General features: G+C 61.6%; 19 protein-coding genes. 13 read left to right on the top strand and 6 right to left on the bottom strand.

The features are described 5' to 3' along the window. The 6 genes from HQL56_07780 to HQL56_07755 form a co-directional block, all read left to right on the top strand. Positions 1–274: transposase (locus HQL56_07780; protein ID MBF0309409.1), on the top strand; the 274-nt coding region annotated here is incomplete at its 5' end. Positions 275–458: 184 nt separating this feature from the next. Continuing rightward, positions 459–755, top strand: a complete 297-nt coding sequence (locus HQL56_07775) for a hypothetical protein (GenBank protein ID MBF0309408.1) — start codon at positions 459–461, stop codon at positions 753–755. A gap of 110 nt (positions 756–865) precedes the next feature. Then, positions 866–1,603 carry a sulfate transporter CysZ gene (gene cysZ, locus HQL56_07770; protein ID MBF0309407.1) on the top strand — a complete coding sequence of 246 codons (738 nt, stop codon included), beginning with the start codon at positions 866–868 and terminating at the stop codon, positions 1,601–1,603. A 72-nt stretch (positions 1,604–1,675) separates the two neighbouring features. Next, entirely contained in the window at positions 1,676–5,113 is a 3,438-nt protein-coding gene (locus HQL56_07765) for an acyl-[ACP]--phospholipid O-acyltransferase (protein MBF0309406.1), read from the top strand. Between the two features lie 54 nt (positions 5,114–5,167). Next, on the top strand, positions 5,168–6,472 hold the full coding sequence (locus tag HQL56_07760) for a diguanylate cyclase (protein MBF0309405.1): 1,305 nt from the start codon (positions 5,168–5,170) through the stop codon (positions 6,470–6,472). Positions 6,473–6,510: 38 nt separating this feature from the next. After that, positions 6,511–10,008 carry a PAS domain-containing protein gene (locus HQL56_07755; GenBank protein ID MBF0309404.1) on the top strand — a complete coding sequence of 1,166 codons (3,498 nt, stop codon included), beginning with the start codon at positions 6,511–6,513 and terminating at the stop codon, positions 10,006–10,008. On the opposite strand, the gene HQL56_07750 is transcribed toward HQL56_07755, so the two are convergent. Beyond that, positions 9,923–10,444 carry a PH domain-containing protein gene (locus tag HQL56_07750; protein ID MBF0309403.1) on the bottom strand — a complete coding sequence of 174 codons (522 nt, stop codon included), beginning with the start codon at positions 10,442–10,444 and terminating at the stop codon, positions 9,923–9,925. The two genes, HQL56_07755 and HQL56_07750, sit on opposite strands and share 86 nt — an antisense overlap. Positions 10,445–10,564: 120 nt before the next feature. On the opposite strand from HQL56_07750, the gene HQL56_07745 reads away from it, so the two are divergent. The 4 genes from HQL56_07745 to HQL56_07730 all read left to right on the top strand — a co-directional run bounded on the left by HQL56_07745 (position 10,565) and on the right by HQL56_07730 (position 15,797). Next, positions 10,565–11,113, top strand: a complete 549-nt coding sequence (locus tag HQL56_07745; protein ID MBF0309402.1) for a hypothetical protein — start codon at positions 10,565–10,567, stop codon at positions 11,111–11,113. Beyond that, positions 11,110–11,835, top strand: a complete 726-nt coding sequence (locus HQL56_07740; GenBank protein ID MBF0309401.1) for a Crp/Fnr family transcriptional regulator — start codon at positions 11,110–11,112, stop codon at positions 11,833–11,835. The genes HQL56_07745 and HQL56_07740 overlap by 4 nt, the downstream gene beginning before the upstream one ends. Beyond that, a complete protein-coding gene (locus HQL56_07735) occupies positions 11,832–14,261 on the top strand; it encodes a heavy metal translocating P-type ATPase (GenBank protein ID MBF0309400.1) in 2,430 nt (809 codons plus the stop codon). Before HQL56_07740 ends, HQL56_07735 begins: the two co-directional genes overlap by 4 nt. Before the next feature lie 216 nt (positions 14,262–14,477). After that, positions 14,478–15,797 carry an ammonium transporter gene (locus tag HQL56_07730; protein MBF0309399.1) on the top strand — a complete coding sequence of 440 codons (1,320 nt, stop codon included), beginning with the start codon at positions 14,478–14,480 and terminating at the stop codon, positions 15,795–15,797. Between the two features lie 520 nt (positions 15,798–16,317). On the opposite strand, the gene HQL56_07725 is transcribed toward HQL56_07730, so the two are convergent. The 4 genes from HQL56_07725 to HQL56_07710 form a co-directional block, all read right to left on the bottom strand. Beyond that, positions 16,318–16,644: a (2Fe-2S) ferredoxin domain-containing protein gene (locus HQL56_07725; GenBank protein MBF0309398.1), complete on the bottom strand. Its 327-nt coding sequence runs from the start codon at positions 16,642–16,644 to the stop codon at positions 16,318–16,320. 22 nt (positions 16,645–16,666) lie between these two features. After that, positions 16,667–17,779, bottom strand: coding sequence for a GGDEF domain-containing protein (locus HQL56_07720; protein ID MBF0309397.1), 1,113 nt, complete (start codon positions 17,777–17,779; stop codon positions 16,667–16,669). After that, a complete protein-coding gene (locus HQL56_07715) occupies positions 17,776–18,189 on the bottom strand; it encodes a hypothetical protein (protein MBF0309396.1) in 414 nt (137 codons plus the stop codon). Before HQL56_07715 ends, HQL56_07720 begins: the two co-directional genes overlap by 4 nt. 76 nt (positions 18,190–18,265) lie before the next feature. Continuing rightward, positions 18,266–18,748, bottom strand: coding sequence for a hypothetical protein (locus tag HQL56_07710; protein MBF0309395.1), 483 nt, complete (start codon positions 18,746–18,748; stop codon positions 18,266–18,268). A gap of 241 nt (positions 18,749–18,989) precedes the next feature. Here HQL56_07710 and HQL56_07705 point away from each other — a divergent pair, with 241 nt between their 5' ends. Then, positions 18,990–19,637, top strand: coding sequence for a Gfo/Idh/MocA family oxidoreductase (locus HQL56_07705; protein ID MBF0309394.1), 648 nt, complete (start codon positions 18,990–18,992; stop codon positions 19,635–19,637). 174 nt (positions 19,638–19,811) lie between these two features. Beyond that, positions 19,812–21,008, top strand: a complete 1,197-nt coding sequence (locus HQL56_07700) for a cytochrome c family protein (protein MBF0309393.1) — start codon at positions 19,812–19,814, stop codon at positions 21,006–21,008. Positions 21,009–21,302: 294 nt separating this feature from the next. Here HQL56_07700 and HQL56_07695 read toward each other — a convergent pair whose 3' ends face one another. Beyond that, a complete protein-coding gene (locus tag HQL56_07695; GenBank protein MBF0309392.1) occupies positions 21,303–22,457 on the bottom strand; it encodes an anhydro-N-acetylmuramic acid kinase in 1,155 nt (384 codons plus the stop codon). An 88-nt stretch (positions 22,458–22,545) separates the two neighbouring features. On the opposite strand from HQL56_07695, the gene HQL56_07690 reads away from it, so the two are divergent. Further along, the gene (locus tag HQL56_07690; GenBank protein MBF0309391.1) at positions 22,546–23,760 is read left to right on the top strand and encodes a tyrosine--tRNA ligase; all 1,215 of its coding nucleotides are present in this window, start codon (positions 22,546–22,548) and stop codon (positions 23,758–23,760) included. Positions 23,761–23,976: the final 216 nt, after the last annotated feature.

The following is a 23,976-nucleotide window of genomic DNA, read 5'->3' as shown; positions in this document are numbered from 1 at the left end:
CCTGTTGGAGCGATTGCGGGAACATGAGCACGGCGTCCTCATGTTCCTGAACGATCCCCAGGTTCCATTCTCGAACAATCAGGCCGAAAACGACCTCCGGATGACCAAGGTCCACCAGAAGATCTCCGGCTGCTTCCGCTCCCAGGATGGCGCCGCCGTCTTCTGCCGCATCCGCAGCTTCCTCTCCACCTGCCGCAAAAACCGCGTCTGTGCAACCCAGGCACTCAAAGACCTGTTCCAGGGTAAATGGCCGAATTTCATGACGGCTCCCTGACCACGACTCCCACCTCACTTCAGCCCCCTGTCAGGCTACGCGGGAGGGGTGGTGAATAGTTACGAAGAACGTAAACCCGCTTTCCCGCCGGAGTCACCTTCATGCCAAAGCCTGTCACCTCCGAATCCCACAGGAACACATCGGCTTCCCCTGGTGCCAGGGAGTCAACCAACCGCTAGCAATCATGATGTTCCTTGGTGGGGATGGCCCACAAGGCACTATTCTGTTTCTTTCCTTTGCGGGAAGTGCTATTTTTCCGGGTGATTTTTACGCGAAACGCTGTCTTTGGTCCGGGAGGGAAATGATGAGCGGGAAGAAAGAGAAGAAGGCGGGTAAGTCCAAGAAGGATGCCAAGGTCCAATCGCTGAAAAAAGAAGTGAAAAAGTTCCACAAGCAGGTCAATGATCAGTTGGACCAGCTCTCCAATCGCCAGGCGGCCGTTTTGCGCAAGGTGTCCAAGGGGACTCCCGAAGCGGCGTAATCGCCGCGACGGCCCGGTGGGCGCGTCTTTTCGATGCGTGCGGGGGCAGTTCGCTGCCTCCGCGCACGCCCTTTTGATACCCCCTCCGAAATGCTCCGGGGTTTACGCGCGTGCAGGGAATCGCCTATCTCTTTCAGGGTTTCAAGCTGCTGCTCCAGCCCGGTTTGCGGGGTTATGCCCTCGTTCCGCTGCTGTTGAACACGTTGATTTTCGCCCTGCTCTCCCTGGAAATCTACCACTGGGGGCGGCAACTGGCCAACGACTGGCTGGCGACCCTGCCTTCCTGGCTCTCTTTTCTGCAGGGACTGCTCTGGCCGCTGCTGATGGCGATCATCCTGCTGGTGATCTGGTATTTCTTCTCCCTGGTGGGCAACCTTCTGGCCGCCCCCTTTCAAGGCCTGCTCTCCCAGGCGGTGCAACGGCACCTGACCGGATCGGCAGCCGAAGAGGCCTGGGATTGGAAGGTGTTTCTGCGTACCCTGGCGCCCATCCTCCTGTTGCAGGTGGCCAAGATTCTGCGCAGCCTGCTGTGGACGGCGCTCTTCCTGGTGCTGTTCCTCATTCCCGGCGTCAATCTGGTCGCGGGTCTGCTGTGGCTGGCCTTTTCCGCCTGGTCCCTGGCCGGGGAGTATGCCGGATACCCCATGGACAACAACGGCCTCTCCCCTCGGGAGCAGCGGGCCCGTCTGCGCCGCCATCCCTTCTCCACCCTCGGTTTCGGTTTCGCCGTCCTGCTGGGCACCCTCATCCCCGTGCTCAACTTCATGATCATGCCGGTGGCCGTGGCCGGAGCCACCCTCTTCTGGGTCAACGAGCTGCGACCCGAACAAAAACCCCCTTCGGCCTGATGTTCAGGGATATCTAAAGAGTTCTTTTCCTGCTATCGTGCCCCTGTTCCACACGTCAAGGGGAGATCGGGCATGGGGCATGGCGCCTTTCATCTGTTGAGACAACGCCGTTTTCTGCCGCTTTTCGTGGCGCAGTTTTTCGGCGCGGCCAATGACAACCTCTTCAAGAACGCTCTGGTGATCCTGGTGGTCTACCGCCTGGGAGAGTCCTCCGGCATGGAGCCGCAGCTCCTGGTGACCGCAGCCGCCGGATTGTTCATCCTGCCATTTTTCCTCCTCTCCGCCACGGCGGGACAACTGGCCGACCGCTTCGAAAAAAGCGGCCTGATCCGCCTCATCAAGGGGGTCGAGGTGGTCATGGCCCTGTTGGGAGGCTGGGCGCTGCTCAGCGGATACGTTCCGGGACTGTTGCTGGTCCTGTTTCTCTTCGGCGCCCACTCCACCTTTTTCGGACCCCTCAAATACGCCATCCTGCCCGAGCATCTGCCGCCGGAAGAGTTGATCGGCGCCAATGCCCTCATCGAAGGCGGCACCTTTCTGGCCATTCTTTTCGGCACCATCGCCGGAGGCACCCTGATTCTCGCGGAGTCGGGGCCGCTGTGGGTTTCGGGGCTGATGCTGGCCCTGGCGTTTTCGGGCCTGCTGGCCGGTTATCAGGTGCCCCGCGCCCACGACGGACAGACCTCGGTCGTCATCGATTACCACTTCCTGCGCCAGACCGGACGCCTGATCGCCCGGATCCACTCCCGCCGCGACCTGTTTCTGGCGGTGTTGGGCATCTCCTGGTTCTGGTTGGTGGGCGCCACCTACCTGGCCCAGTTTCCCGCTTTCGCCAAGAATGTCCTCCATGCCGACGAGCAGGTGGTCACCTTGATGCTGACCCTCTTTTCCGTGGGCATCGGGGCCGGTTCGGTGCTGTGTGGCCGGCTGCTGGGCGGGGAGATTTCCGCCCGATTCGTGCCCGTCGCCGCGGTGGGCATGACTTGCTTCTCCTTCGACCTCTGGCTGGCAACCCATGCGGTGGGTCAGGCCGAAGGGGCGCTGACGGGTCTCGGGGCTTTTATGAGCCAGCCCGCCAACTGGCGCATTCTGCTCGATCTGATGCTCCTGGCCTTGTGCGGCGGGATCTACATCGTGCCTCTCTATACCATCCTGCAGACCCGTTGCGACGAGAGCGTGCGGGCCCGGGTCATCGCGGCCAACAACGTTCTGAACGCCGCCTTCATGGTCGTTTCGGCCCTGGCGGGCTGGGTGATGCTGGCCAAGGGCTTTACCATTCCCCAGATTTTTCTGGCCATCGCCCTGGCCAATCTGCTGGTGGCGGTGATCATCTGCGGCCTGCTGCCGGATGTGGTGCTGAAGGGGTTGCTCTCCCGGATGTTGCGCCTGCTCTACCGTGTGGAGGTGCGGGGCATGGAACATCTGGAAAACATCGGCGAACGGGCCGTGGTGGTGGTCAACCACGTCTCCTTCCTCGATGCGGTGCTGATGGCGGTGCTGATGCCCCATAAACCCACTTTCGCCATCAATACCCAGATTGCCGGCCACTGGTGGATCAAACCTTTCCTGGCCCTGGTGGAGGCCTTTCCCCTGGACCCCACCAACCCCATGTCCCTCAAGGGGTTGATCCGTGCGGTGCAGGCGGGGCGCGTCTGCGTCATCTTTCCCGAAGGACGCATCACCGTGACCGGGGCCTTGATGAAGGTCTACGAAGGCCCCGGCATGATCGCCGACCGGGCCGGGGCCCCGGTGGTTCCGGTGCGCATCGACGGGGCACAGTACACCCCCTTTTCCCGCCTCAAGGGCAAGGTGAGGCTGCGCTGGTGGCCCAAAATCACCGTCACCGTGCTGCCGCCGCGCCGCTTCGAGATGCCGGAGGAGCTGAGCGGACGCCAGCGCCGCCGTCGCATCGGTGAAGCCCTCTACGAGATCATGTCCGATATGATGTTCGAAACCTCCAACTGGAGGCGCACCCTTTTCGAGGCTCTGCTGGAGGCGAGGCACATCCATGGCGGTCGGGCTGCGGTGGTGGAGGATATCGGACGCAAGCCGCTCACCTACAACCGGATGGTTCTGGGCAGCCTGATGCTGGGACGGGCACTGCGCACCGCAGGGGCTCCCGGCGAAGTGGTCGGGATGTTGCTGCCCAACATGGCGGCTTCCGCGCTGCTCTTTTTCGCCCTGCAGGCGATTGGCCGGGTTCCGGCCATGCTCAACTTCACCACCGGAGCCGGCAATGTCCTGGCCGCCTGTCAGGCGGGGGCCATTCGCCGCGTGGTGACCTCCCGCCGTTTCGTGGAACAGGCCCGCCTGGAGGCCCTGGTCGCTGCTCTGGAAGGGCAGGTCACCCTCCTCTACCTGGAAGAGGTGCGCGCCTCCCTCGACTGGCGGGATACGGCCCACGCCCTGATGCGACTGCCTCTGGCGGCTTCCTGGCATCATCGCCATCTGCGGGGACCGGACGACCCGGCGGTCATTCTGTTCACCTCCGGTTCGGAAGGCACTCCCAAGGGCGTGGTGCTGTCCCATGCCAATATCCTGGCCAACATCAATCAACTGGCGGCGCGGGTGGCCTTCAGTTCCGCCGATTGCGTCTGCAACGCCCTGCCGATCTTCCACTCCTTCGGGCTTACCGGTGGACTGCTGCTGCCGTTGCTTTCGGGCATTCGGGTCTTTCTCTATCCCTCCCCCCTGCACTATCGCATCGTGCCGGAGCTGGCCTACGACATCAACGCCACCATCCTCTTCGGCACCGATACCTTTCTGACCGGTTACGCCAAGGCGGCTTCGCCCTACGACTTCTACAGCGTGCGCTATGTCTTCGCGGGGGCCGAAAAGGTGAGGGAGGAGACGCGCCTCCTCTGGATGGAGAAGTTCGGTCTGCGCATTCTGGAAGGCTACGGGGCCACGGAGACCGCGCCGGTCATCGCCGTGAACACCCCCATGCACTATCGCGGCGGAACCGTGGGCCGGCTGCTGCCCGGCATCGCCTACCGGCTGGAGCCCGTTCCCGGCATCGCCGAAGGGGGGCGCCTGCACGTCAAGGGGCCCAACGTCATGCTGGGATACTATCGGACGGACCGTCCGGCGCAGCTGGAGCCTCCCCCCCGGGGATGGTACGATACCGGCGATATCGTCTCCATCGACCCGGAGGGCTTTGTGCGCATCCTGGGGCGGGCCAAACGGTTCGCCAAAATCGCCGGGGAGATGGTGCCCCTGGGCCGGGTGGAGGAGGAGATCGGCCTGCTGGCGCCGGGTTTCCGCCACGGGGTGGTGGCCCTTCCCGATGCCCGCAAGGGGGAGCAGTTGCTGCTGGTCACGGAGTGGGCCGGCGTCAACCGGGAGTCCCTGGTGCAGCACTTCCGTCAGCGGGGTCTGCCGGAATGGATGGTACCGAAGAACGTTTTCGTCGTGGATCGCCTGCCGCTGTTGGGTACCGGCAAGACCGACTATGTCGCCTTGAACACCCTGGCCCGGGAACGGGCCGATCGGTTGCCGGAACAGGCGTGAACGGAAGATGGATTGCTATTGCCATCAATTTATTTGACAGGGCATAATGAGACCATGAACAGGCGAACTCTTTTGGATCCCGGTCAGGCTTTGGCTGAAGCGGCGGTCCTTTATGTGGAAGACGATAAACTGGTGCGGGAGCAGATGAGTCTGTTCCTTCGCCCCCGTGTCGGTCGGTTGCTGGTGGCCGAAAACGGGGCCGACGCCCTGGCCCGGTTTCAGGAGGAACGCGCCGACATCGTCGTTTCCGACATTCTGATGCCGGTCATGGACGGTCTCGCTCTGGTTCGCGCCCTTCGCGCCCTGGATCCGGATCTGCCCGTGGTCGTCTTGACGGCCTACAACGAAGAGAACTACCTGCTGCAATCCATCGAACTGGGTATCGACCGCTACCTGCTCAAGCCGGTGGACGTTTCGGCCCTGATGAATGTACTGGAGCGTCTGGCCGTTGCCTTGAACCAGCGGCGGGCGCAGGAGCGGGCGGATCGTTTCACCCGCATGCTGCTGGAAATCCATCCCGGCCTGCTGCTGGTGGTGCGGAACGACCGGATCGTCTACATGAACCAGGCCCTGCTGCAATGCCTGGGAGTGGAGAGCCTTGAGGAGGCGGAAAGACGCTCCGGGGAGTTGGCCCGACGTTTCCTGGACGGGGCTTTTCAACCGGTGATCCGGCCCGAGGAGGCGCGGGAATGGGGTAAACGGCTGTTGGAGGTGTGCCGCCATCAACCGCTGATTTATCTGCGCCGCGCGGATCAGCCCGATCTGCCGCTGGTGGTCAACCACAACGCCACGACGGAAGCCGATTGCCAGGTTCTGGCCCTGGCGGATGTGACCTCCCTGGAGCGCAAACTGCGGGATCTGGAGCAGTTGGCCTTTACCGACAGTTTGACCAAGGCGGCCAACCGGGTCATGGGACGCCGGGTTCTGATCAGTGAAATGGAGCGTTCCCGCCGTTACTGGCGGCCCTTCTCCCTGATCAGTTTCGATGTGGACCATTTCAAACGGGTCAACGACACCTTTGGTCACCCGGTTGGGGATCGGGTTTTGCAGGAGATCAGCGCCTTGTGCCGCAAGGAGGTCCGGGCAGCGGATCTGCTGACCCGGTGGGGAGGGGAGGAGTTTCTTCTGCTTTGTCCCGAAACCTCCGGTCTGCAGGCCAAGGAGATGGCCGAAAAACTCCGGGTGGTCGTGGCGGAGCACGATTTCGGCGAGGTCAAACGCATCACCTGCAGTTTCGGCGTGGCCATGTATCATGCGGACGAAGGGGAAGAGGGGCTCTTGTCTCGGGTGGACAAAGCGCTCTATCAAGCCAAGGAAACGGGGCGGAATCGTGTGGTGATGGCGGAGTGGTCGGGGTAGTTTCCGTCATGAAATGAGAGGAGCCGACGGGAAATGGCATGAACCACCTGCAGTGGCACCTGCTGTATGCGGTGTACGGGGCCTCCTTCCTGTGGATGGCCTTTACCTTGTGGTTCCACGCCCGGCAGTGGCACTCCCGGGAAATGGGGGACGCTCTCTACTGGCTGGGTCTCTTCGCTTTTCTGCATGCCATCCGGGAGTTGTTGCAGCAATCCCTGATATCGGGCTCTCACGAACTTCCCGAAGAGGCATGGCTCGTCTCGCGCATCTCCCTGATTTTCAATATTCTTTCCTACCTTGCGTTGTTTCGTGTGGCCGTTTGGCGCTTTACCCCGCCCTGGATGCTGCGGATACCTTTCACCTTTCTGCTCTTGCTGGCGACGCCGCCGCTGGTCCTTCAGCTCGATGTTTCCCTGTTGCCGGTCTTGGATATCGGCTCCCGCTATTTTCTGGCGTTGCCCGGAACGCTGGCGGCATCCTGGTCGTTGATCTTCCAGAAGGGCCTGCCGACTTTTCCCGGACGGGAACGCCGTTATCTGCAACTGGGCGGCGGGCTGTTCGGGATCTATGGCCTGTTGGTGCTGCTGGGTCCGCAAAGCGATTTTTTCCCCGCCAACCGACTCCATGACACTCTTTTTCTGCAAACGTTCGGCTTCCCGGTGGAGGTGCTGCGAACGGGCCTGACCCTGTGCCTGACCGTGTTGCTGGGTCGGGCCTTCGACTTTTTCAATCGTCTGGAAGAGGCGCATCTGGCAGCTCTGGCGGAAGATCGCTCCCGCTCCCTCTCCCACCTGGAAGAGCGTTTTCACGCCCTGTTCGAACACTCCCTCGAAGCCATTTTCGTCGCGGATGCCCGGAACGGCCTTCTGGTGGAGGCCAATCCCGCCGCTTGTCGCCTGGTGAAGACCCCGGCGGAAGATCTTCTGGGTCGTCCCATGACGGTCCTCCATCCTCTGGAGGAGGAGCGGAGGGCCAGAGAGGCCTTCCGGAAGGTGGCCCACCAGGGACAGGGTTACTATACGGATTTGCCGGTGTGCAACCGCTTCGGTGTCACCGTTCCGGTGGAGATTTCCGCCTCCTGCTTCCGTTCGGGAGGGCAACTGCTGGTGCAGGGCATCTTTATCGATGTCTCCGAGCAGCGGCGCATTCAGCAGGTCCTGGTGGAAAAAAGCGAGTATCTCGATCGTATCCTGCACGCCGCGCGGGATCTGGCCATTCTGGCCTGCGACATGGATCTGGTGGTCAAGTTCGCCAACCGGACGGCGGAGCAGATGCTGGAGTTTTCGGTGCAGGCCTGCATCAAGCGGCATGCCAGCTTGTGGCAGGTCAGTCGCCTGTTGAGCGAGTTGGTGCTGGCGCCGCATCTGGAGCAGGCCCGCCTGCACGGGGAGTACGGTTTCCAGCTCGAAATCCCCCGCGCGGGGGAGATGCGTCATCTGGAAGCCCACATGGTGGCCATACGGGACCGGCAGGGAGGCATGCTGGGTTTTCTGCTGCTGCTGCGGGATGTCACCGAACGGCTGCAGGCCCAGAAAGAGCTGTTGCTGCATCGGGATCATCTGGATCGCCTGGTTCGGGAGCGCACCTCCTCTCTCGAAGAGGCCAACCGGCTGCTGGGGGAGCAGCAGGAGAGCCTGCGCCAGTACGCCAGCATCGTGGCCTCCTCGTCCGATCAGATGTCGCTTCTGGACCGTCAGTTGACCTATCGGGCGGTCAACGACGCCTACCTGTTCCATCACGGCCTGGAAAGGGAGGAGATTGTCGGTCACGCGGTGGCCGACATTCTGGGGGAAACGGTTTTTCCCTGCGTTCAACCCAGCCTGATGCGGTGTCTGGAGGGGGAGACGGTCAGTTACCAGTCCTGGTTTACCTTCCGCAACAGCGGCCGGCGGTGGATGGATGTCACCTACAATCCCTTCCGGGGGGCATGGGGTCAGGTGGAAGGCGTGGTGGTCATCTCCCGGGACGCCACGGATCGCAAGCTGGCGGAAGACGCTCTTCAGGAGATGCGGCAGCGTTTCAGCCTGTTCATGGAGCATCTGCCGGGCGTGGCCTTCATCAAGGATGGCCAGGGACGTTTCCTCTTTGCCAATCCCGGTTTTTGCGAGGTGGTCGGACGCCCGGAAGAGAATATTTTGGGTCGTGTGGACGAAGAGCTGTGGCCGCCGGAGATCCTCTGGTCGATGCGGGCCCATGATCTGCTGGTCCGGTCCACCGGCATGCCGCAGCAATATACCGAGGTCTATCCCCTGAAAGGGCAGACCAGTTACTGGATGTGCCATCGTTTTCCCATGGCCCGGCCCGACGGGGAGGTGATGCTGGGAGGCATCGGCGTCAACATCACCAGCCAGATCGTGGCGGAAAACCGCATTCGGGAGATGGCCAAGTTTCCCGACGAGAATCCCCATCCGGTTTTGCGCATCGGGGCCGACGGACAGGTTCTGTACGCCAATCGCGGGGGTCGGGATCTCCTGTCGACCTGGCGGAGCCGGGTGGGGGGAACCCTGGCTCAGGAGTGGCGGGCGCCCTTCGACCAGGCTTTGGCCAGTGGGGAGATGGTGCGCATCGAAACCGAACTGACGGAGCGGGTACTCTCCCTGATCGTGGTGCCTTTCCCGGACAGCGGTTACGTGAATCTCTACGGCATGGATATCACCGAGATGAAGCATCTGCTCTCCCTGTTGCGGCGCCGGCAGGAAGAGGTGGAGACACTGAACGTCGAACTGGAACGTCGGGTCGTGGAAGAGGTGGAGAAGAACCGGCGCAAGGATATGATGCTGATGCAGCAGTCGCGCCTGGCGGCCATGGGAGAGATGATCGGCAATATCGCCCATCAGTGGCGGCAACCCATCAACGCCTTGAACCTGATTCTGGCCAACATCGAGGCGGCCCACGGGCGGGGCGAGCTGCATCGCACCCTGTTGCGGGATCAGGTGAGCATGGGCAACCGGGTCATTTCCGGCATGTCCCGCACCATCGACGATTTTCGCAATTTCTTCAAACCCGACCGCAAGCCCGAAGTCTTCAACGTGGCCGACGCGGTGGAGAGCGCCCTCTCCATGGTGGGAGCCACGTTCGCCAACCGGCAGATTCATGTGGTTTTTCAGCGGCCTGCGCTACCGGTGACGGCGTTCGGCTTTCCCAACGAATTCGCCCAGGTGGTATTGGTGATTTTGTCCAACGCCAAGGATGCCATTGTTGCCGGCAACCGGCCGAGTGGTGAAGTGGAGATCGATCTGCGCAACGAGAAGGGTCGGGTGGTCACCCGTTTGGGTGACAACGGCGGGGGCATCGGGGAGGAGATCATCGGACGTGTCTTCGAGCCCTATTTCACCACCAAAGGCAGCGGCGGCACGGGCATCGGGCTGTACATGGCCAAGATGATCGTCGAGGAGCATATGTCCGGTTGCATCGAGGTGGAAAACGGTCCCCGGGGCGCACAGTTCCGCATTACGATTCCAGCGGGGGCAATAACTCCAGACGCGCCTGCAACCGGGCCTGAAAACGCTCCGGACGGAATATCCGGGGTATCGTGATCCGGGAGCCGTCCCGCAGGGTGAAGTGCAGGTGGCCATAGTGGAGCAGTCGGCCCGGAGCCCCTTGTTCGACCTCCAGTTTGCGCACCTGTTCCAGCCGCAGGCGGCGGATGTGGCGCGCCCCGAAACGGTGCATCAGGATCAATCCACGGGAGGTGAGCAGGGCTTGCCGGGACTCTCGCAGCATGAAAGCGGCCACATAGGCGGCCATGCTGAGGGGAAACCAGATGGCCAGACCGTGCAGCTTCTTTTTGGCCAGCGGTATCAGAAAAAGGCCGTCGAAACGGTTGGTCTGGAACCACTCCGTGATCGGAATGGAAAGATAGTGCAGCAGGGGTATGGTCAGCAGCAGCGCCGGCAGATAGACTCCCCAGTGGAGCAGAGCGCGGGTGATGAGGACTTCTTCCGGACGCAGGAGTTGTTTGAGGGGTTTCATTTCGGGCTTCCCTGTCGGGTGAGAGGAGCTCTCTAAATGCCAGTTTCCGCCGTATTGATCAAGGGTTTCATGTGTGGAACTCCCTTTCCGGCGAAGGGAAAGGGTGGCATAGTTTCCGGGATGGCCTTACCATTGGAGACGGTGGTGGTTCGTGGGGCGGACAGGAAAGCGGGAGGGAGCGTGTCGGGTAAGAAAGGGACCGACCCGAAGGGGAAGCGACAGGCTGCAAGCCGCGACCGGAGGCTTGTCGAGCCCGTATTGCGCAAGGCCAGGTTGTTGCGCAAACCGAAGCTGTCCCGAAAGGAAAAAATCATCCGCAGGCAACTGCGCAAGGCCAGCGCCGCCGAGATGACCCCCCTCAATCTGGGCAGCCTGCAAGAGGTGATGGCTCGGGCGGAAGAGGAGGTGGACTGCGGTTTGGGGGAGCTGTTGTCCAAATCCCATGCTCCCGGAGGGCGCTGGGGTTTGGGAGAATTCCTGGCCGAAAAGGAGTGGTTGGTGGAGGCGGAACTGGCTTTCCGCCGCGCGGTGGGGGATCATCCCGATCGGGCGGCCCCTTTGGTGGCTTTGGGAGAGTTTCTCAAGACCCAGGGTCGGGATCGTGAAGCCGCGACGGCCTTTTTCAAAGCGGACGAGTTGACTCGGAAAAAGAGGCGAAAGGACGTATGAGCAACGCCACCACGGCCACGGCCATATCGATTCCGGTTGTTGACGGGACCGGTCCCCTGGCGGGCATCCCCCTTTTCACGGCGCTCTCCCCAGCACAGTTGCATTTGGTGACGAAAAGCATGCGGCCCCTGCGCCTTCATGCCCAGGAGATCCTCTTCGACGCCCAGCAGGAGGCGGACCGCTTTTTCCTGTTGCGGCGCGGTCAGATCAAACTCTTCCGGTTGTCCGCCAACGGGGACGAAAAGATCATCGAGTTGGTCCGGCCCGGCATGGTCTTTGCCGTGGCGGTGATGTTCATGGAGCGCAAGACCTATCCGGTCGCTGCAGAAGCCGTGCAGGATTGCGAGCTGCTGAGTTTCGACAACCGCCTGTTCCTCTCGATTCTGCGCGAATCGTCGGAGACCTGTTTCCGCATGATGGGCCACATGAGCCTGCGACTGCGCTGTCAGGTCGGGGAGATCGACAGCCTCTGTCTGCAAAGTGCTTCCGGTCGGTTGGCCAATTATCTGCTGGATCTTCTGCCCGACGACGATTTGACCTCCTGCACGGTGGTTCTGGACGCTTCCAAACGCCTGATAGCCTCCCGTCTCTCCATTCAACCGGAAACCCTCTCCCGCCTGTTGGCCAAGATGGTCCGTCTGGGACTGATTAGGGTCAACGAACGATCGGTGGACATTTTGGATGTCGAGCAGTTGCGCCGCTATATCCTTGAGAATCCGTGACCGGCCTTTCCATGTCCGATGAGGTCTGCTTCCATTGTGGCTTGCCGATACCGCCGGGTTTTCGCCTGGAGGCGGAGGAGGGCGGCAAGGGGCATCGTTTCTGCTGCCACGGCTGTCTGGGCGCCTACGAGCTGATTCGCGGCGCGGGGCTGCAGGCCTATTACGCCCGGCGGGACGGCGGCGGTATGGCCATGGTGCCGGCGGAGGTGGAACTCGCCTCCCTGGCCGCCTGGGATGATGTCACCTGGCAGGAGTCCTTCGTTCACACCGTGGGAGAAAACCGGGAGGCCCTGCTGATGCTGGGGGGCATTCACTGCGCCGCCTGCATCTGGCTGAACGAACAGGCCCTGACCCGCCTCGACGGGGTGTTGGAAGCGCGGGTCAACTACGCCACCCAGCAGTTGCGGGTGGTGTGGAATCCCCAGAAACTCACCCTGTCGGCCATCGTGCGGCTGATTCGCCGCCTGGGATACCGGGTCGAGCCCTTCGAGGCGCGGCAGGTGGCGCAGCAGTTGGCCCGGGAACAGCGGGTGCGCCTGTTTCGTCTGGCCCTGACCGGTTTCGGGGCGGGCAACATCATGATGATTTCCGTGGCCCTTTACGCGGGCTACTTCCAGGGCATCGATCCGGCCATGCGCCTCTTCTTCGAGTGGGTCTCCCTGGTGCTGGCCCTGCCCACGGTGCTGGTGGGGGGCTGGCCCTTCTTCCAGGGGGCGTGGCGTGGCTTGCGGGCGGGGGGGCTGACCATGGATCTGCCCATCGCCCTGGGGGTGATGTTGATCTTCCTCTACAGCGTATCGGCCACCTGGCGGGGTGTGGGGGAGACCTATTTCGACTCGGTGACGATGTTGTTGTTCCTGCTGCTGGTGGGACGTTATCTGGAGTCGGCGGCGCGACGCAAGGCGGCCCAATCCGCAGAGCGGCTGCTGCTGCTGGAGCCGGTGACGGCGGAGGTGGAGCGGGAAGGGGTGTGGAGTCAGCTGCCGGCCCGTCAGGTGGTTCCGGGGGATCGGGTGCGGGTGCGTCCGGGTGGACGGGTTCCCGTGGACGGGGTGGTGCTGGAGGGGGTGGCGGCGGTGGACGAGGCCATGCTCACCGGCGAGAGTTTGCCGGTGGAGAAGCAGCCGGGTGATTTTCTGGCCTGTGGCAGTCTGGTTGTGGATGGCCTGTTGACCATGCAGGCCACCGGAGTGGGGGAGGAGACGACCCTGGCGCGCATCGTGCGCATGGTGGCCACGGCCCAGGAGAACCGGCCTCCGGTTCAGGAGCTGGCGGATCGCCTGGCGGGACGATTCGTGGCGGTGGTCCTGTTGCTGGCGGTGGCGACTTTTCTCTACTGGTGGCCCCAGGGGGTGGATCTGGCCTTGACCCATGCGGTGGCGCTGCTGGTGATTACCTGTCCCTGCGCTCTGGGGCTGGCCACGCCGGCGGCGATGGTGGTGGCCATCGGGGCTGCGGCGCAACGGGGCATTCTGGTGAAACGCTCCGCCGCGCTGGAGCATCTGGCGCGGGTGGATCTCCTGGTGCTGGACAAGACGGGTACAGTGACCGTCGGGCGTCCGGTGCTGGCGCATCGGCAGGGCGGGGAGTCGTTGTTGCGACTGGCGGCGGCGGCGGAATTCGGGTCCGAGCATCCCCTGGCCAAGGCCGTCGTGGAGGTTTGGATTCGTGAGAACGGGGTTGAGCCACCGCCGGCCACCGCCTTCCGCAACCATCCCGGTCGGGGTGTGGAAGCGGAGGTGGAAGGCCGCAAGGTGGTGGTTGGGCGGGAATCCTTCGTGGCGGAGCGACTCGGTCTGAGCGCCACCCCCTCGCCACCGCAGGAGGCCCCTTCCCTGAGTTGGGTGGCCTGTGGCGCGGATGGTCAGTTTCTGGGCTGGCTGGGGCTGCGGGACCCGGAGCGGGAGGATGCGCCCCAGGCTCTGGCCGCCTTGCGCCGGTTGGGGCTCGATCTGATGTTGCTTTCCGGGGACCGGCCCGCCACCGTGGCCGACATGGCCGCCCGTTTGGGGCTGACCAAGGCTCAGGGGGGCTGCCTTCCCGAGGGCAAGGTCGAAACGGTGGCCGCTTTGCAGGCGGCGGGGCGGTGTGTGGCCATGGTGGGAGACGGCATCAACGACGCCCCCGCCATGGCGCGGGCCCAGTGTTCCCTGGCCATGGGGCAGACCTCCCATCTGCCGTTGATGACGGCGGATCTGGTGCTGCTGGACACCCATCTGCTCGCCATTCCCCGCGCGGTGGTGCTGGCGCGGCGCACCATGCGCATCATCCGGCAGAATTTCGCCCTCTCCCTGCTCTACAATCTGGTGGCCACGCCTTTGGCGGCGGCGGGCTTGGTGCATCCCCTGGGGGCGGCCATCGCCATGTCGCTTTCCAGTCTGGCGGTGGTGGGCAACGCCTTGCGATTGCGGCGCATCGAGCTGTAGGGCCGGCGTCGGCTTTGCTGAAAAAATAGACTATCTGTTCAAGTCGTGGCCACAATAGCTCAAAAATTCATCATTCCACGATTTCCCGCCGGAACCCGTCGATCTCTCCATGCCTTTGCTGACGCCACTTCGCCCTTGAAATGACCACCTGTCCCGGCATTGCACGGAATTTGCTCAACCTGCTGCAGAAATTCACTTCAGCGAGGAAGCAAAGCGATGCGAGGTTCTCCCCTGACAAAATCCGTGTGGAAGACGCTGTGCGGCGCACTGGGTCTCGTTCTGCTGCCGGCCTTCGGCCAGGCCGCCGAAACCGGTGCCAATGCGGCCCATACCGCCTGGATTCTCACCGCCACGGCCCTGGTGCTGTTCATGACCATTCCGGGTCTGGCCCTCTTCTACGGCGGGTTGGTGCGCACCAAGAACGTTCTCTCCCTGCTCATGCAATGTTTCGGCATCGTCTGCCTGGTCTCCGTGTTGTGGCTGATCGGGGTATACAGCCTCTCCTTCGGCAACGGCGGCTCGCTCAACGACTGGATCGGCGGTCCGGAACGCGGCTTCCTCATGGGACTGATGCCGGACAGCCTCAAGGGAGAACTGCCCGAGACTGTTTTCGCCATGTTCCAGATGACCTTCGCCATCATCACCCCGGCCCTGGTGGTGGGCGGTTTTGCCGAACGGGTGAAGTTTTCTGCGGTGCTGCTTTTTTCCGGTGCCTGGTTGGTGGTGGTCTACGCACCGGTCTGCCACTGGGTCTGGGGTGGCGGCTGGCTGGGCAATATGGGCTTGATGGACTACGCCGGAGGAACGGTGGTTCACATCAACGCGGGCATCGCCTCTCTGGTGGGGGCGCTGGTCATTGGACGACGCAAGGGATTCCCCACTCATCTGATGCTGCCCCACAACCTGACCATGACCTATACGGGAGCGGCCATGCTGTGGGTCGGCTGGTACGGCTTTAACGCCGGGTCGGCTCTGGCCGCCAACGGTAACGCCGGCATGGCCATGCTGGTGACCCACATGGGGGCTTCCGCCGGGGCTCTGGCCTGGATGGGCATGGAGTGGGTGCGCCACGGCAAACCGAGCGTGTTGGGTATTGTCACCGGCATGGTGGCCGGTTTGGGCACCATCACCCCGGCTTCCGGTTATGTCGGTCCCATGGGGGGTATCCTCATCGGCTTCATCGCCGGGGTGGTTTGCTACTGGTCCACCCTCTACTGTAAACGCAAGCTCAACATCGACGACTCCCTCGATGTCTTCCCGGTACATGGCGTGGGTGGCATTATCGGTACCTTGATGGCCGGGGTTTTCGCTTCTCCCCTGCTGGGTGGGCTGGGTTATCCCGCCGGGGTGACCATGGCGTCCCAGGTGGGGGTGCAGGCCATCGGCGTGGTGGCGACCATCGTCTGGAGCGCGGTTCTCAGCTATGTTCTCTACAAGGCGGTGGACGCCATGGTGGGCTTCCGGGTGGATACGCTGCAGGAAGTGGACGGTTTGGATCTGGCCCTGCACGACGAACGGGGCTACAGCATCGAGTGATGGTAGATGGACGGGGGTCCGGGGAGGGATTATCCCCCCCGGCGGGGTTCGGGGCAGCGCCCCGAGGTGTTGACGTTGCCGTAGCGGGTCGAAGCTCTGAAGAAAAGCGCGCACCTACCCGATCGTTTTGCACCCTCTTCGGAAAGGCTTCGACCCGCCGGAGGGGGCCAGGGGAGGGTCTCATCCTCCCCCTCTTTAAACGTGCCATCAAGATAGAGCCGGGGTTGTTCGAGAAAACGAGATCCTTGTTCTTGGAAACCTGTACCTCGGTGGAATTGGCACCTCCAAAAAGGATGGGGGGATGAGGCCCCCCCTTGCCCTCCCCCGCAGTCCGCAGCGGGTCGTCCAGATGGTGCGAGTGGTGAGTTGGTGCGCTTTCCTTGATGCTGCGGGCCGCTACGGCAACGTCAACACCTCGGGGCGCTGCCCCGAACCCCGCCGGGGGGGCCAGCCCCCCCGGTCCCCCGCATGACTGAAAAGGCCACGGAACGCACATCCCCTCAATGGGGCGCGGGGACAATCAACCTTCCGGAGGCGGGGCTTCCTGCCCCTCGTTCTCTTCGGCGACGGGTTCCGTCTTGCTCTGCCGAAAATCCCGCGCCGCCTGCAGAATCTCCCCCAGCATCTCCTCGGTCACCCCCCGGAAAAAAGCTCCGCCCGGAGCGATACGCACGATGGGTCCTTCGGCACATTTGCCAAAACAGGCGATGCGCTTGCAAGCAACGGGAACCGGTTCCTCCGCCAGCGCCTTTTCCAGCGCCTCGGCCAGTTTCAGACTGCCGCGTCCCCCGCAGGACGGCTTTCCGGAAGGGCGCTCATGAATGCACACCAGCACCTTGGGTTCCATGCCGCCGCTGACTCCGCAAGGACTACAAAGGGAAACTGACCGTGGGCAGGGTGGATTGCAAACCCGATTTGTGGATGTAGAAGCCGGGAGCGCGTTCGGCATACCCCGAAGCGGTTTGCAGGCAGCGTTCGGCGGTCTCCAGCAACTGTTCCTGAGTGAGGAAGGTTTGCGGGCCGGTTTGGGCAATGCCGATGCTGAAGGTGGCGGGATGCGGCGTGCGCCCCTTGAACTTCCGGATCAGACGGCGGAAGACCTCCGTGGCCTGGGTTTCCAGGGTCTTGGGCATGATGATGGCAAAAGCGCCCTCCCCGGTGCGGAAGGGAATGTCCTCGGTGCGCAGGGTTTCCACCAGACACTTGCCCAGCAGGGCCAACACCTGATCGGTGCCCTCCCGACCCGCCTGGGAAGAGAGGGTTTGAAAATCGTTCAAACGGAAACAGACCAGGGTCAGCACGTCGTGATAACGCAGAGCAAGGGCCATCTGCTGGCGCAGATACTCCAGGAAGGCCACCTGGTTGAAAAGACCCGTCAGGGCATCCTTGCGGGAGAGTTCTTCCAACTCCGAAGCGGGTTCCGTGAGCGGGGTTTGAGAGTGAGGGCTGTAGGTTTCGAAAACAAGCGCGGTGTCAAACATCAACAGCGTGGTCAAGGCCTTCTGCCGCCGTTGGCGCAGTTCGGTGGCACAGCTCTCCCCGCCAAGGCGGAACATCTCTTCCTGCAGCAGTTCGTGCAGAATGTTCATCGCGGCCAGATAGACTCCGGGGGGCACGCCGATACGTTGGTGAATCCGCCCGATGCGCAGTCGCGAAGCGACGTAGGCCAGATCGACCCGCCCCTGGAACAGGTCCACGATGTAGGCCTGCAGACTGCGGCGCAACATCTGCAGGGTATCGACCTTGCCAATGTGTTCCTGCGCCTCCGGACGGGTCATCAGGATATCGAAGAACTCGGCCACCACCACCGGGGCCCGGGCGGCGAAATAGTTGCTGCACTCCCCCAAAGTTGCCGCATCCTCATCGGTCATGCCGAAAAGGCGTAACCGGGAAGCCAGTCCCGCTTCGTCCAGGCCAGGTTGATCGGGGGAGCCGGACTCCGGGGAGACTTCCGGGGAGGAGTTATCCAAGGGAGCGGTCACAGGTATTTTTCGAGCCGGTTCATGAGCTTGTAGATAACCTCGTCCTTGCGCCCTTCGGAAAAGTTGAGCAGTCGATCCCCGCCGTCGTTGACCCCTTCCAGATACTCCACGTCGTCACGTTCCAGATGAAGTTGGCTGAGACGCTCCCCGATGATGCGCGAATTGCTGTCGAAGAGGTGGCCGAAGACTTCCAGGATGATCAGGCCCCGTTCGCGGTTTTTGAACTGGCCGCAACGCCCCATCTGCACCATCAGCATGCCCTTGATGTAGCCGAGCAGGTAGTGGTCTTCCTTCATGGCGTCGGGGATGGAGCCATCATGTTTTTTGCGTACCGCCTCGAAAAGCGGCGACAGATGGCCCAGGCATTTCTGAACAGCCTGGGTGACAAACGGATTGACTTGAGACGGCATGAAACTCCTCCCTTGGCGTAAGCCTTATCAGTATATGGCGCGACGTGTTTCCAGGTGTTCAGTGAGACAGGTTTGTTCAATTATCCTCGAAATCGACCTGACCGCTGGCCATGGCGTCGAGAATCTCGCCATTGGCGAAGCTGATCTGTTCGATGCTTTCGGTAATTTCCCGGGCGGCGTCGAAGGCTTTGGCGGCATTGGTCTGAATCTCTTCGACCTTTTCGGAGATCATGTTGGTGGCTTCGGTGGTTTGCCGGGCCAGATCCTTGACCTCGTTGGCCACGACGGCAAACCCTTTGCCCGCTTCACCGGCCCCTGCGGCTTCGATGGAGGCGTTCAACGCCAGCATGTTGGTCTGTCCGGCGATATTTTTGATCATCTTGACGACTTTACCGATCTCCTGGACGGAGGTGCTCAGTTTCTCGATGGCTTCCGCGTTTTTCCGGGTGTGTTGCGTGGCTTGTTGCAGCTTGGTATTGGTCGCGTTGGCTTTTCCCAGGAGGTTGCGAATAAGCTGGCGGGCTTCGTCAAGAGATTGGATGTCCTGCATGGCACTCATGGTAAGCCCTCATGGCATAGTTGGGAGAATTCGACAAGATCGCGCCAACGGTCACGCTGATGCAGCATAAACGATTTTTCGCCCGCTCTCAAACCCTGAAATCGCTCCCCGCGACAAAAGTTGGCCCATTTTCCACAGAGGGATTCTTGCGATTGACGCATTTTTCAGGCATTTTCTCAAGGTGGGGAGAACCGGGAAAAGGGCGGTTTGAAGCGGACGGGGCCAATCTGGAGAAGTGGTTATGGAAACGAAAGAACCGAAAAAAAAGGTCGGTATCATCGGAGCGGGCAAGGGTGGCGCCCGTTTCATCAAGCTCTTGCTCTCTTCCGAAAAGGTAGAGCTTGTTTTTGTGGTGGAGCAGGAGGCCGAAGCACCGGGACTGGTCCTGGCCAAACGGGGGGATGTCAAGATCTTCAGCAAGGTGGAAGCCGCGGTTTCCAGCATGGAGGTCGATTACATCATCGAAACCACCGGCACCGACGAGATGGTGCAGACCGTACAGCAGCACATGGTGAGCGGCACCTTGCTGACGGCGCGCACCATCAATTTCTTCCTGGAGGTGCTGGAAGATTTTCGTGGCAAGGCGGTGCAGCAGGTGCTGGATGATCTGGCCGGCGTGCGGCGGGAGATCGACCGGTCCACCCGGGATGTCTCCAAGACCCTGCACGGCATCGAGAAGATTTCCAACGAACTCGAAGTTCTGGCCATCAACGCGGGTATTCAAGCCTCACGGGCCGGCGAGTTCGGCAAGGGATTCGCCGTGGTGGCCGGCGAGGTGAAAAGCACCGCACGGGTGGCTCGCGATCTGGCTGGTGATATCGACCGGGTGATCAGTGAGATCTCTTCCATGTCGGAAAAGATCGAGCAATCCCTCAAGAAGATCCAATAAGCGCCGGGATGGCGGATCCGGAGAAAAGGGTTCTGTCGGTTTCGGTGGTTTCCTGAGTCCTGAAGCCCAGGGCATCGCTCCGGCTCGTCGGGGGGTAACCCCCCCCGAGTCCCCGTGTTTTCTGACCGGCATTCACCCGAATCCGGAAGGCCAACATTCCATGATGATAGAGCCATGAAGAAATTTACCCTTTTGCTGGTTGGTTTATTGGCCTTTCTCCCCCTGGTCCAAGCGGCGGAGAAGCCGGCATTGTCTCGGATCTCTTCCAAGGAGTGTGGTCAGTGCCACACCCGGATATACCGGCAATGGTCGGGTTCCGTTCATGCCCGCAGCACCGCCCTCCAGGACGCCATCCACGCCTTTATGTACAAGGCTGTCATGGGGGATCCCACACAGGAGGATCTGAAAGACAAGGCGGGCAACTATCCGGTCTGCCTGCAATGCCACGCCCCGGTGGCGGCCAGGGAGGGCAAAACCAAGCTGGATGGCGATGCCCTTTACGATGAGGGGGTCAACTGCGTCACCTGCCACACCATGGAGCGTCATCTCGGGGTCAAGACGCCGGAAGGTGCGTTGCGTCCCGGAGCCAAGGCGTATGCCTTCTCTTCGGAAGCCTTGCAAGGTCCAAACGGCGCTCCCCATGGTCAAGCGGCGGTTGTGGCGCCCGGATCGGACGGCAATGCCCCGACCACCAACCCCTATTCTCATGTGGCCAACCCGGCTCTGTTCAAGAGTTCCGGGGTTTGCCTGGGCTGTCATGAACTGCTGATGAATCCCCAGGGGGTGCCGGTCTGCACCATCGGCGACAAGCTGCTGGCCGGGGAGTCGCCTCCTACCTGTCAGTCGTGTCACATGCCGGTGGTGGATGGTGTGGCGGATCATTCCATGCCGGGCGGTCACGAGGCCGCCATGGTGAAAAGCGCGGTGAATGTGGCTGTTTCCCTTCGCACCGAGGGTGAATCGATCCTGGCCACGGTTTCATTGGAGAACACCATTCTGCACACCTTCCCCAACGGAGCGCCTTTCCGCAACGTGCGTTTGCAGGTTTCCGGGCTGGATGCCGGGGGCAATGTGGTTTGGAAGAATCCGGCCGATGATCCGAATGCGGTGTTGATGCTGAAGCTGGTGGATGAAGCCGGTCAGCCGGCCATGCCCATGGCGGCCAGCCGGGTTGCCGCCGATACCCGTTTGCAACCGGGGGAGACCCGCACCCTGACCTACACGCTTCCGGCCAAGGAGGTGGTGTTGGTGCGGGCGGAGTTGTTCCATAATCTGGTGACCAAACCGATGTTGGAGAAGCTGGGCGAGTCGGCTCCCGAAGAGGCCAGAAAGCCGGTCCTGGCCGGGAGTTCGGAAGCCAGACCGCAGTGATACGGGGGGGATTATCCCCCCCCGGCGGGTCCAGGGCAGCGCCCTGGGACTCGTCCTTTTTTCAGGCTAGCCGAGGGGTTTGCAAGGCTCCCGCTGCCAAGCGGGAATATATTATAAATTTTTTGACTTTCAATATTTTATCTTTTAAGTATCAAAAAAAGAAAATGTTCTGTCTTTTGACTTTTTTCATTTCAGTCAATTATAAAACTACTAAACAATTGTCATAAAATATCTAAAAAATGAAAAGTCAAAGGACAGAACATTTTCTTTTTTTGATACTTAAAAAATAAAATATTAAAAGGCGTTTTTCAGTCGCCCGAGCAACTCCCGCCAGTTCTCTCCCGGATGAATGGCTCCCAGCACCGCCGGATGCCCGGCCCCCGTCGCGCCGGGCAGGGAAGAGGGCAGTCCCCGCAGGGTGCGCACCGCAAACCAGGCAAAGGCCTGGGCCTCCAGCGAATCGGGATCCACTCCCACCTCTTCGCTCGACAGCACCGGGCAGGCCAGACGCTCCCCCAGATGACGCCGCAAGGTCGGATTGCGCGCTCCCCCGCCGCAAAGCACCACCTTGTCCGGACAGGGGGGGGCCAGCTCCCGACAGGCCTTGGCCACCGTCTCCGCCGTGAAAGCGGTCAGGGTGGCAAAACGATCCACCACGGAAAGATCCGGAAAGTTCCCCAAAAAAGCCTCCAGATAGGCCGCTCCGAAATGCTCCCGCCCCGTCGACTTGGGAAAAGGCCGCGCAAAATAGCCATCGGCCAGCAGGGATGCCAGTCCCGCCGGAGAAACAACGCCTTGGGCAGCCAGCGCACCGTCTTTGTCGCAGTGCGCCTGTCCACCGCTCTCCCGTTGGGCAAGCAGATCGAGCAGGGTGTTGGCCGGACCCGTGTCCCCCGCCACGCGAGGATCCTCATGCCCCCGGAGAATGGTCACGTTGCCGATCCCCCCCAGATTGACCACGGCCAGGCAGGTCCCCTCGTCGGCAAACAGCACCCGATGGAACAACGGCGTCAAGGGTGCGCCATCGCCTCCGGCGGCCACGTCGGCGGGCCGGAAATCGGCCACTGTGGTGAGGCCCGTGCGTCGGGCGATGATCGATGGGGAGGCGATTTGCAGGGTGAAACGGGGCGGACGGTGTCGGATGGTTTGTCCATGACTGCCGATGCAGTCCACCTCCTTCGGCTCACGTCCTGCGTGGCGACAGACGGCGAGAGCCGCAGCGGCGAAACATTCACCCAACTCCCGGTCGAGTTCACCCAGACGGTCGATCTCCCCGTCACCCGGTTGCAACATGGCCAGGGCTTCGGTTTTCAGGGCTTCGGGCAGTGGATGGGTGAGACTGGCCAGCAATCGGGGCCGGTCCGTGCCATCCGTGGCCACCAGGGCGGCATCGATGCCATCGGCGGAGGTTCCCGACATCAGTCCGACGCACAAAAATGGTGCATTCATGGCATACTTTCCAGGAGTACCGTTGACAACGGAGTCAGAGGTTGTTTGCATGGGGGGCTTTTCAACCCCTTACACCGCGAAGCCGCCCATGAAGAGCCTTGCCGAACAGATGTCCATCCTCTGCCGGGGTACGGTGCAGATTGTCTCCGAGAAGGAGCTGGAGCAGAAGATCGCCCGCTCCATCGCCACCGGCAAACCGTTGCGCGTCAAGGCGGGTTTCGACCCCACCGCGCCGGACCTCCATCTGGGACATACGGTCCTTCTGCACAAGATGCGCCAATTCCAGATGCTGGGTCACGAAGTCTGCTTTCTGATCGGGGATTTCACCGGTCTGATCGGCGACCCCACCGGGAAGAGCGAAACCCGCAAGCCCCTCACTCCGGAGGAGGTGGCGGCCAACGCTCAAACCTACAAAGAGCAGGTCTTTCGCATCCTCGATCCCGAAAAGACCCGTGTGGTCTTCAACAGCGATTGGATGGGCAAGATGCAGGCGGTGGATCTGATCCGTCTGGCGGCGCGCCATACCGTGGCCCGCATGCTGGAACGCGACGACTTTTCCAAACGCTTTCACGAGGGACGCCCCATCGCCATCCACGAATTTCTCTATCCGCTGGTGCAGGGCTACGATTCCGTGGCGTTGCAGGCGGATGTGGAACTGGGCGGTACGGACCAGACCTTCAACCTGCTGGTGGGGCGCGAGTTGCAACGGGAGTACGGACAGGCCCCGCAATGCATCATGACGCTGCCCATTCTGGAAGGGTTGGACGGGGTCAACAAGATGTCCAAGTCCCTGAACAACTACATCGGTATTCGGGAGTCCCCCCGGGAGATCTTCGGCAAGGTGATGTCCGTTGCCGATGCGTTGATGTGGCGCTATTGGGAGCTGCTCTCCGATCTGTCGCCCGAGGAGGTGAACGCTCTCCGCGAAGCGGTTGAATCGGGCCGGGAGCATCCCATGGCCGTCAAGAAGCGTCTGGCCCGGGAGCTGACGGGCCGTTTCCACGATGCCCTTCAGGCGGAGCAGGCCCAGGCGGAGTTCGAGCGGGTTTTCAGTCATGGCGCTCTGCCGGACGATATCCGGGAGGTGACGCTGTCGGGCGAGGGGGGGGGATTGGGTTTGGCTCGGGCGCTGGCCTTGTCGGGGTTGGTGAAGTCCAACGGCGAAGGCATGAGTCTGATTCGTCAGAAGGCCATTCACCTGGATGGTGTGGTGGTGACGGATGAACGGATGGTGCTTTCTCAGGGGTGTTCCTATTTGGTGAAATGCGGCAAGCGGGGGTTTGTGCGTCTGCACATCGGCTGAAGACGGAGTTGGGGGGGATACCCCCCGATTCCAGGAAGGCTCGCCTTTCAATATGTTATCTTTTAAGTATCAAAAAAAGAAAATGTTCTATCTTTTGACTCTTTTATTATTATATTAAATAAAATAAAGTCAACGGATAGAGCATTTTCTTTTTTTGATACTTAAAAGATAACATATTGAAAGTCAAAAAAATGGGGTTCCGGATCACCGGAACCC

It is taken from the genome of Magnetococcales bacterium (assembly GCA_015231925.1).
Taxonomy (GTDB): domain Bacteria; phylum Pseudomonadota; class Magnetococcia; order Magnetococcales; family JADGAQ01; genus JADGAQ01.
This window is presented reverse-complemented; position numbering and strand designations above follow the sequence as displayed.

Excerpts from the sequence above, each read along its gene's own strand:
- HQL56_07775 (MBF0309408.1), top strand. The coding sequence starts at position 459 with ATGATGTTCCTTGGTGGGGATGGCCCACAAGGCACTATTCTGTTTCTT.
- HQL56_07765 (MBF0309406.1), top strand. The coding sequence starts at position 1,676 with ATGGGGCATGGCGCCTTTCATCTGTTGAGACAACGCCGTTTTCTGCCG.
- HQL56_07760 (MBF0309405.1), top strand. The coding sequence starts at position 5,168 with ATGAACAGGCGAACTCTTTTGGATCCCGGTCAGGCTTTGGCTGAAGCG.
- HQL56_07755 (MBF0309404.1), top strand. The coding sequence starts at position 6,511 with ATGAACCACCTGCAGTGGCACCTGCTGTATGCGGTGTACGGGGCCTCC.
- HQL56_07750 (MBF0309403.1), bottom strand. The coding sequence starts at position 10,444 with ATGAAACCCCTCAAACAACTCCTGCGTCCGGAAGAAGTCCTCATCACC.
- HQL56_07745 (MBF0309402.1), top strand. The coding sequence starts at position 10,565 with ATGGCCTTACCATTGGAGACGGTGGTGGTTCGTGGGGCGGACAGGAAA.
- HQL56_07740 (MBF0309401.1), top strand. The coding sequence starts at position 11,110 with ATGAGCAACGCCACCACGGCCACGGCCATATCGATTCCGGTTGTTGAC.
- HQL56_07730 (MBF0309399.1), top strand. The coding sequence starts at position 14,478 with ATGCGAGGTTCTCCCCTGACAAAATCCGTGTGGAAGACGCTGTGCGGC.
- HQL56_07725 (MBF0309398.1), bottom strand. The coding sequence starts at position 16,644 with ATGGAACCCAAGGTGCTGGTGTGCATTCATGAGCGCCCTTCCGGAAAG.
- HQL56_07715 (MBF0309396.1), bottom strand. The coding sequence starts at position 18,189 with ATGCCGTCTCAAGTCAATCCGTTTGTCACCCAGGCTGTTCAGAAATGC.
- HQL56_07710 (MBF0309395.1), bottom strand. The coding sequence starts at position 18,748 with ATGAGTGCCATGCAGGACATCCAATCTCTTGACGAAGCCCGCCAGCTT.
- HQL56_07705 (MBF0309394.1), top strand. The coding sequence starts at position 18,990 with ATGGAAACGAAAGAACCGAAAAAAAAGGTCGGTATCATCGGAGCGGGC.
- HQL56_07700 (MBF0309393.1), top strand. The coding sequence starts at position 19,812 with ATGAAGAAATTTACCCTTTTGCTGGTTGGTTTATTGGCCTTTCTCCCC.
- HQL56_07695 (MBF0309392.1), bottom strand. The coding sequence starts at position 22,457 with ATGAATGCACCATTTTTGTGCGTCGGACTGATGTCGGGAACCTCCGCC.
- HQL56_07690 (MBF0309391.1), top strand. The coding sequence starts at position 22,546 with ATGAAGAGCCTTGCCGAACAGATGTCCATCCTCTGCCGGGGTACGGTG.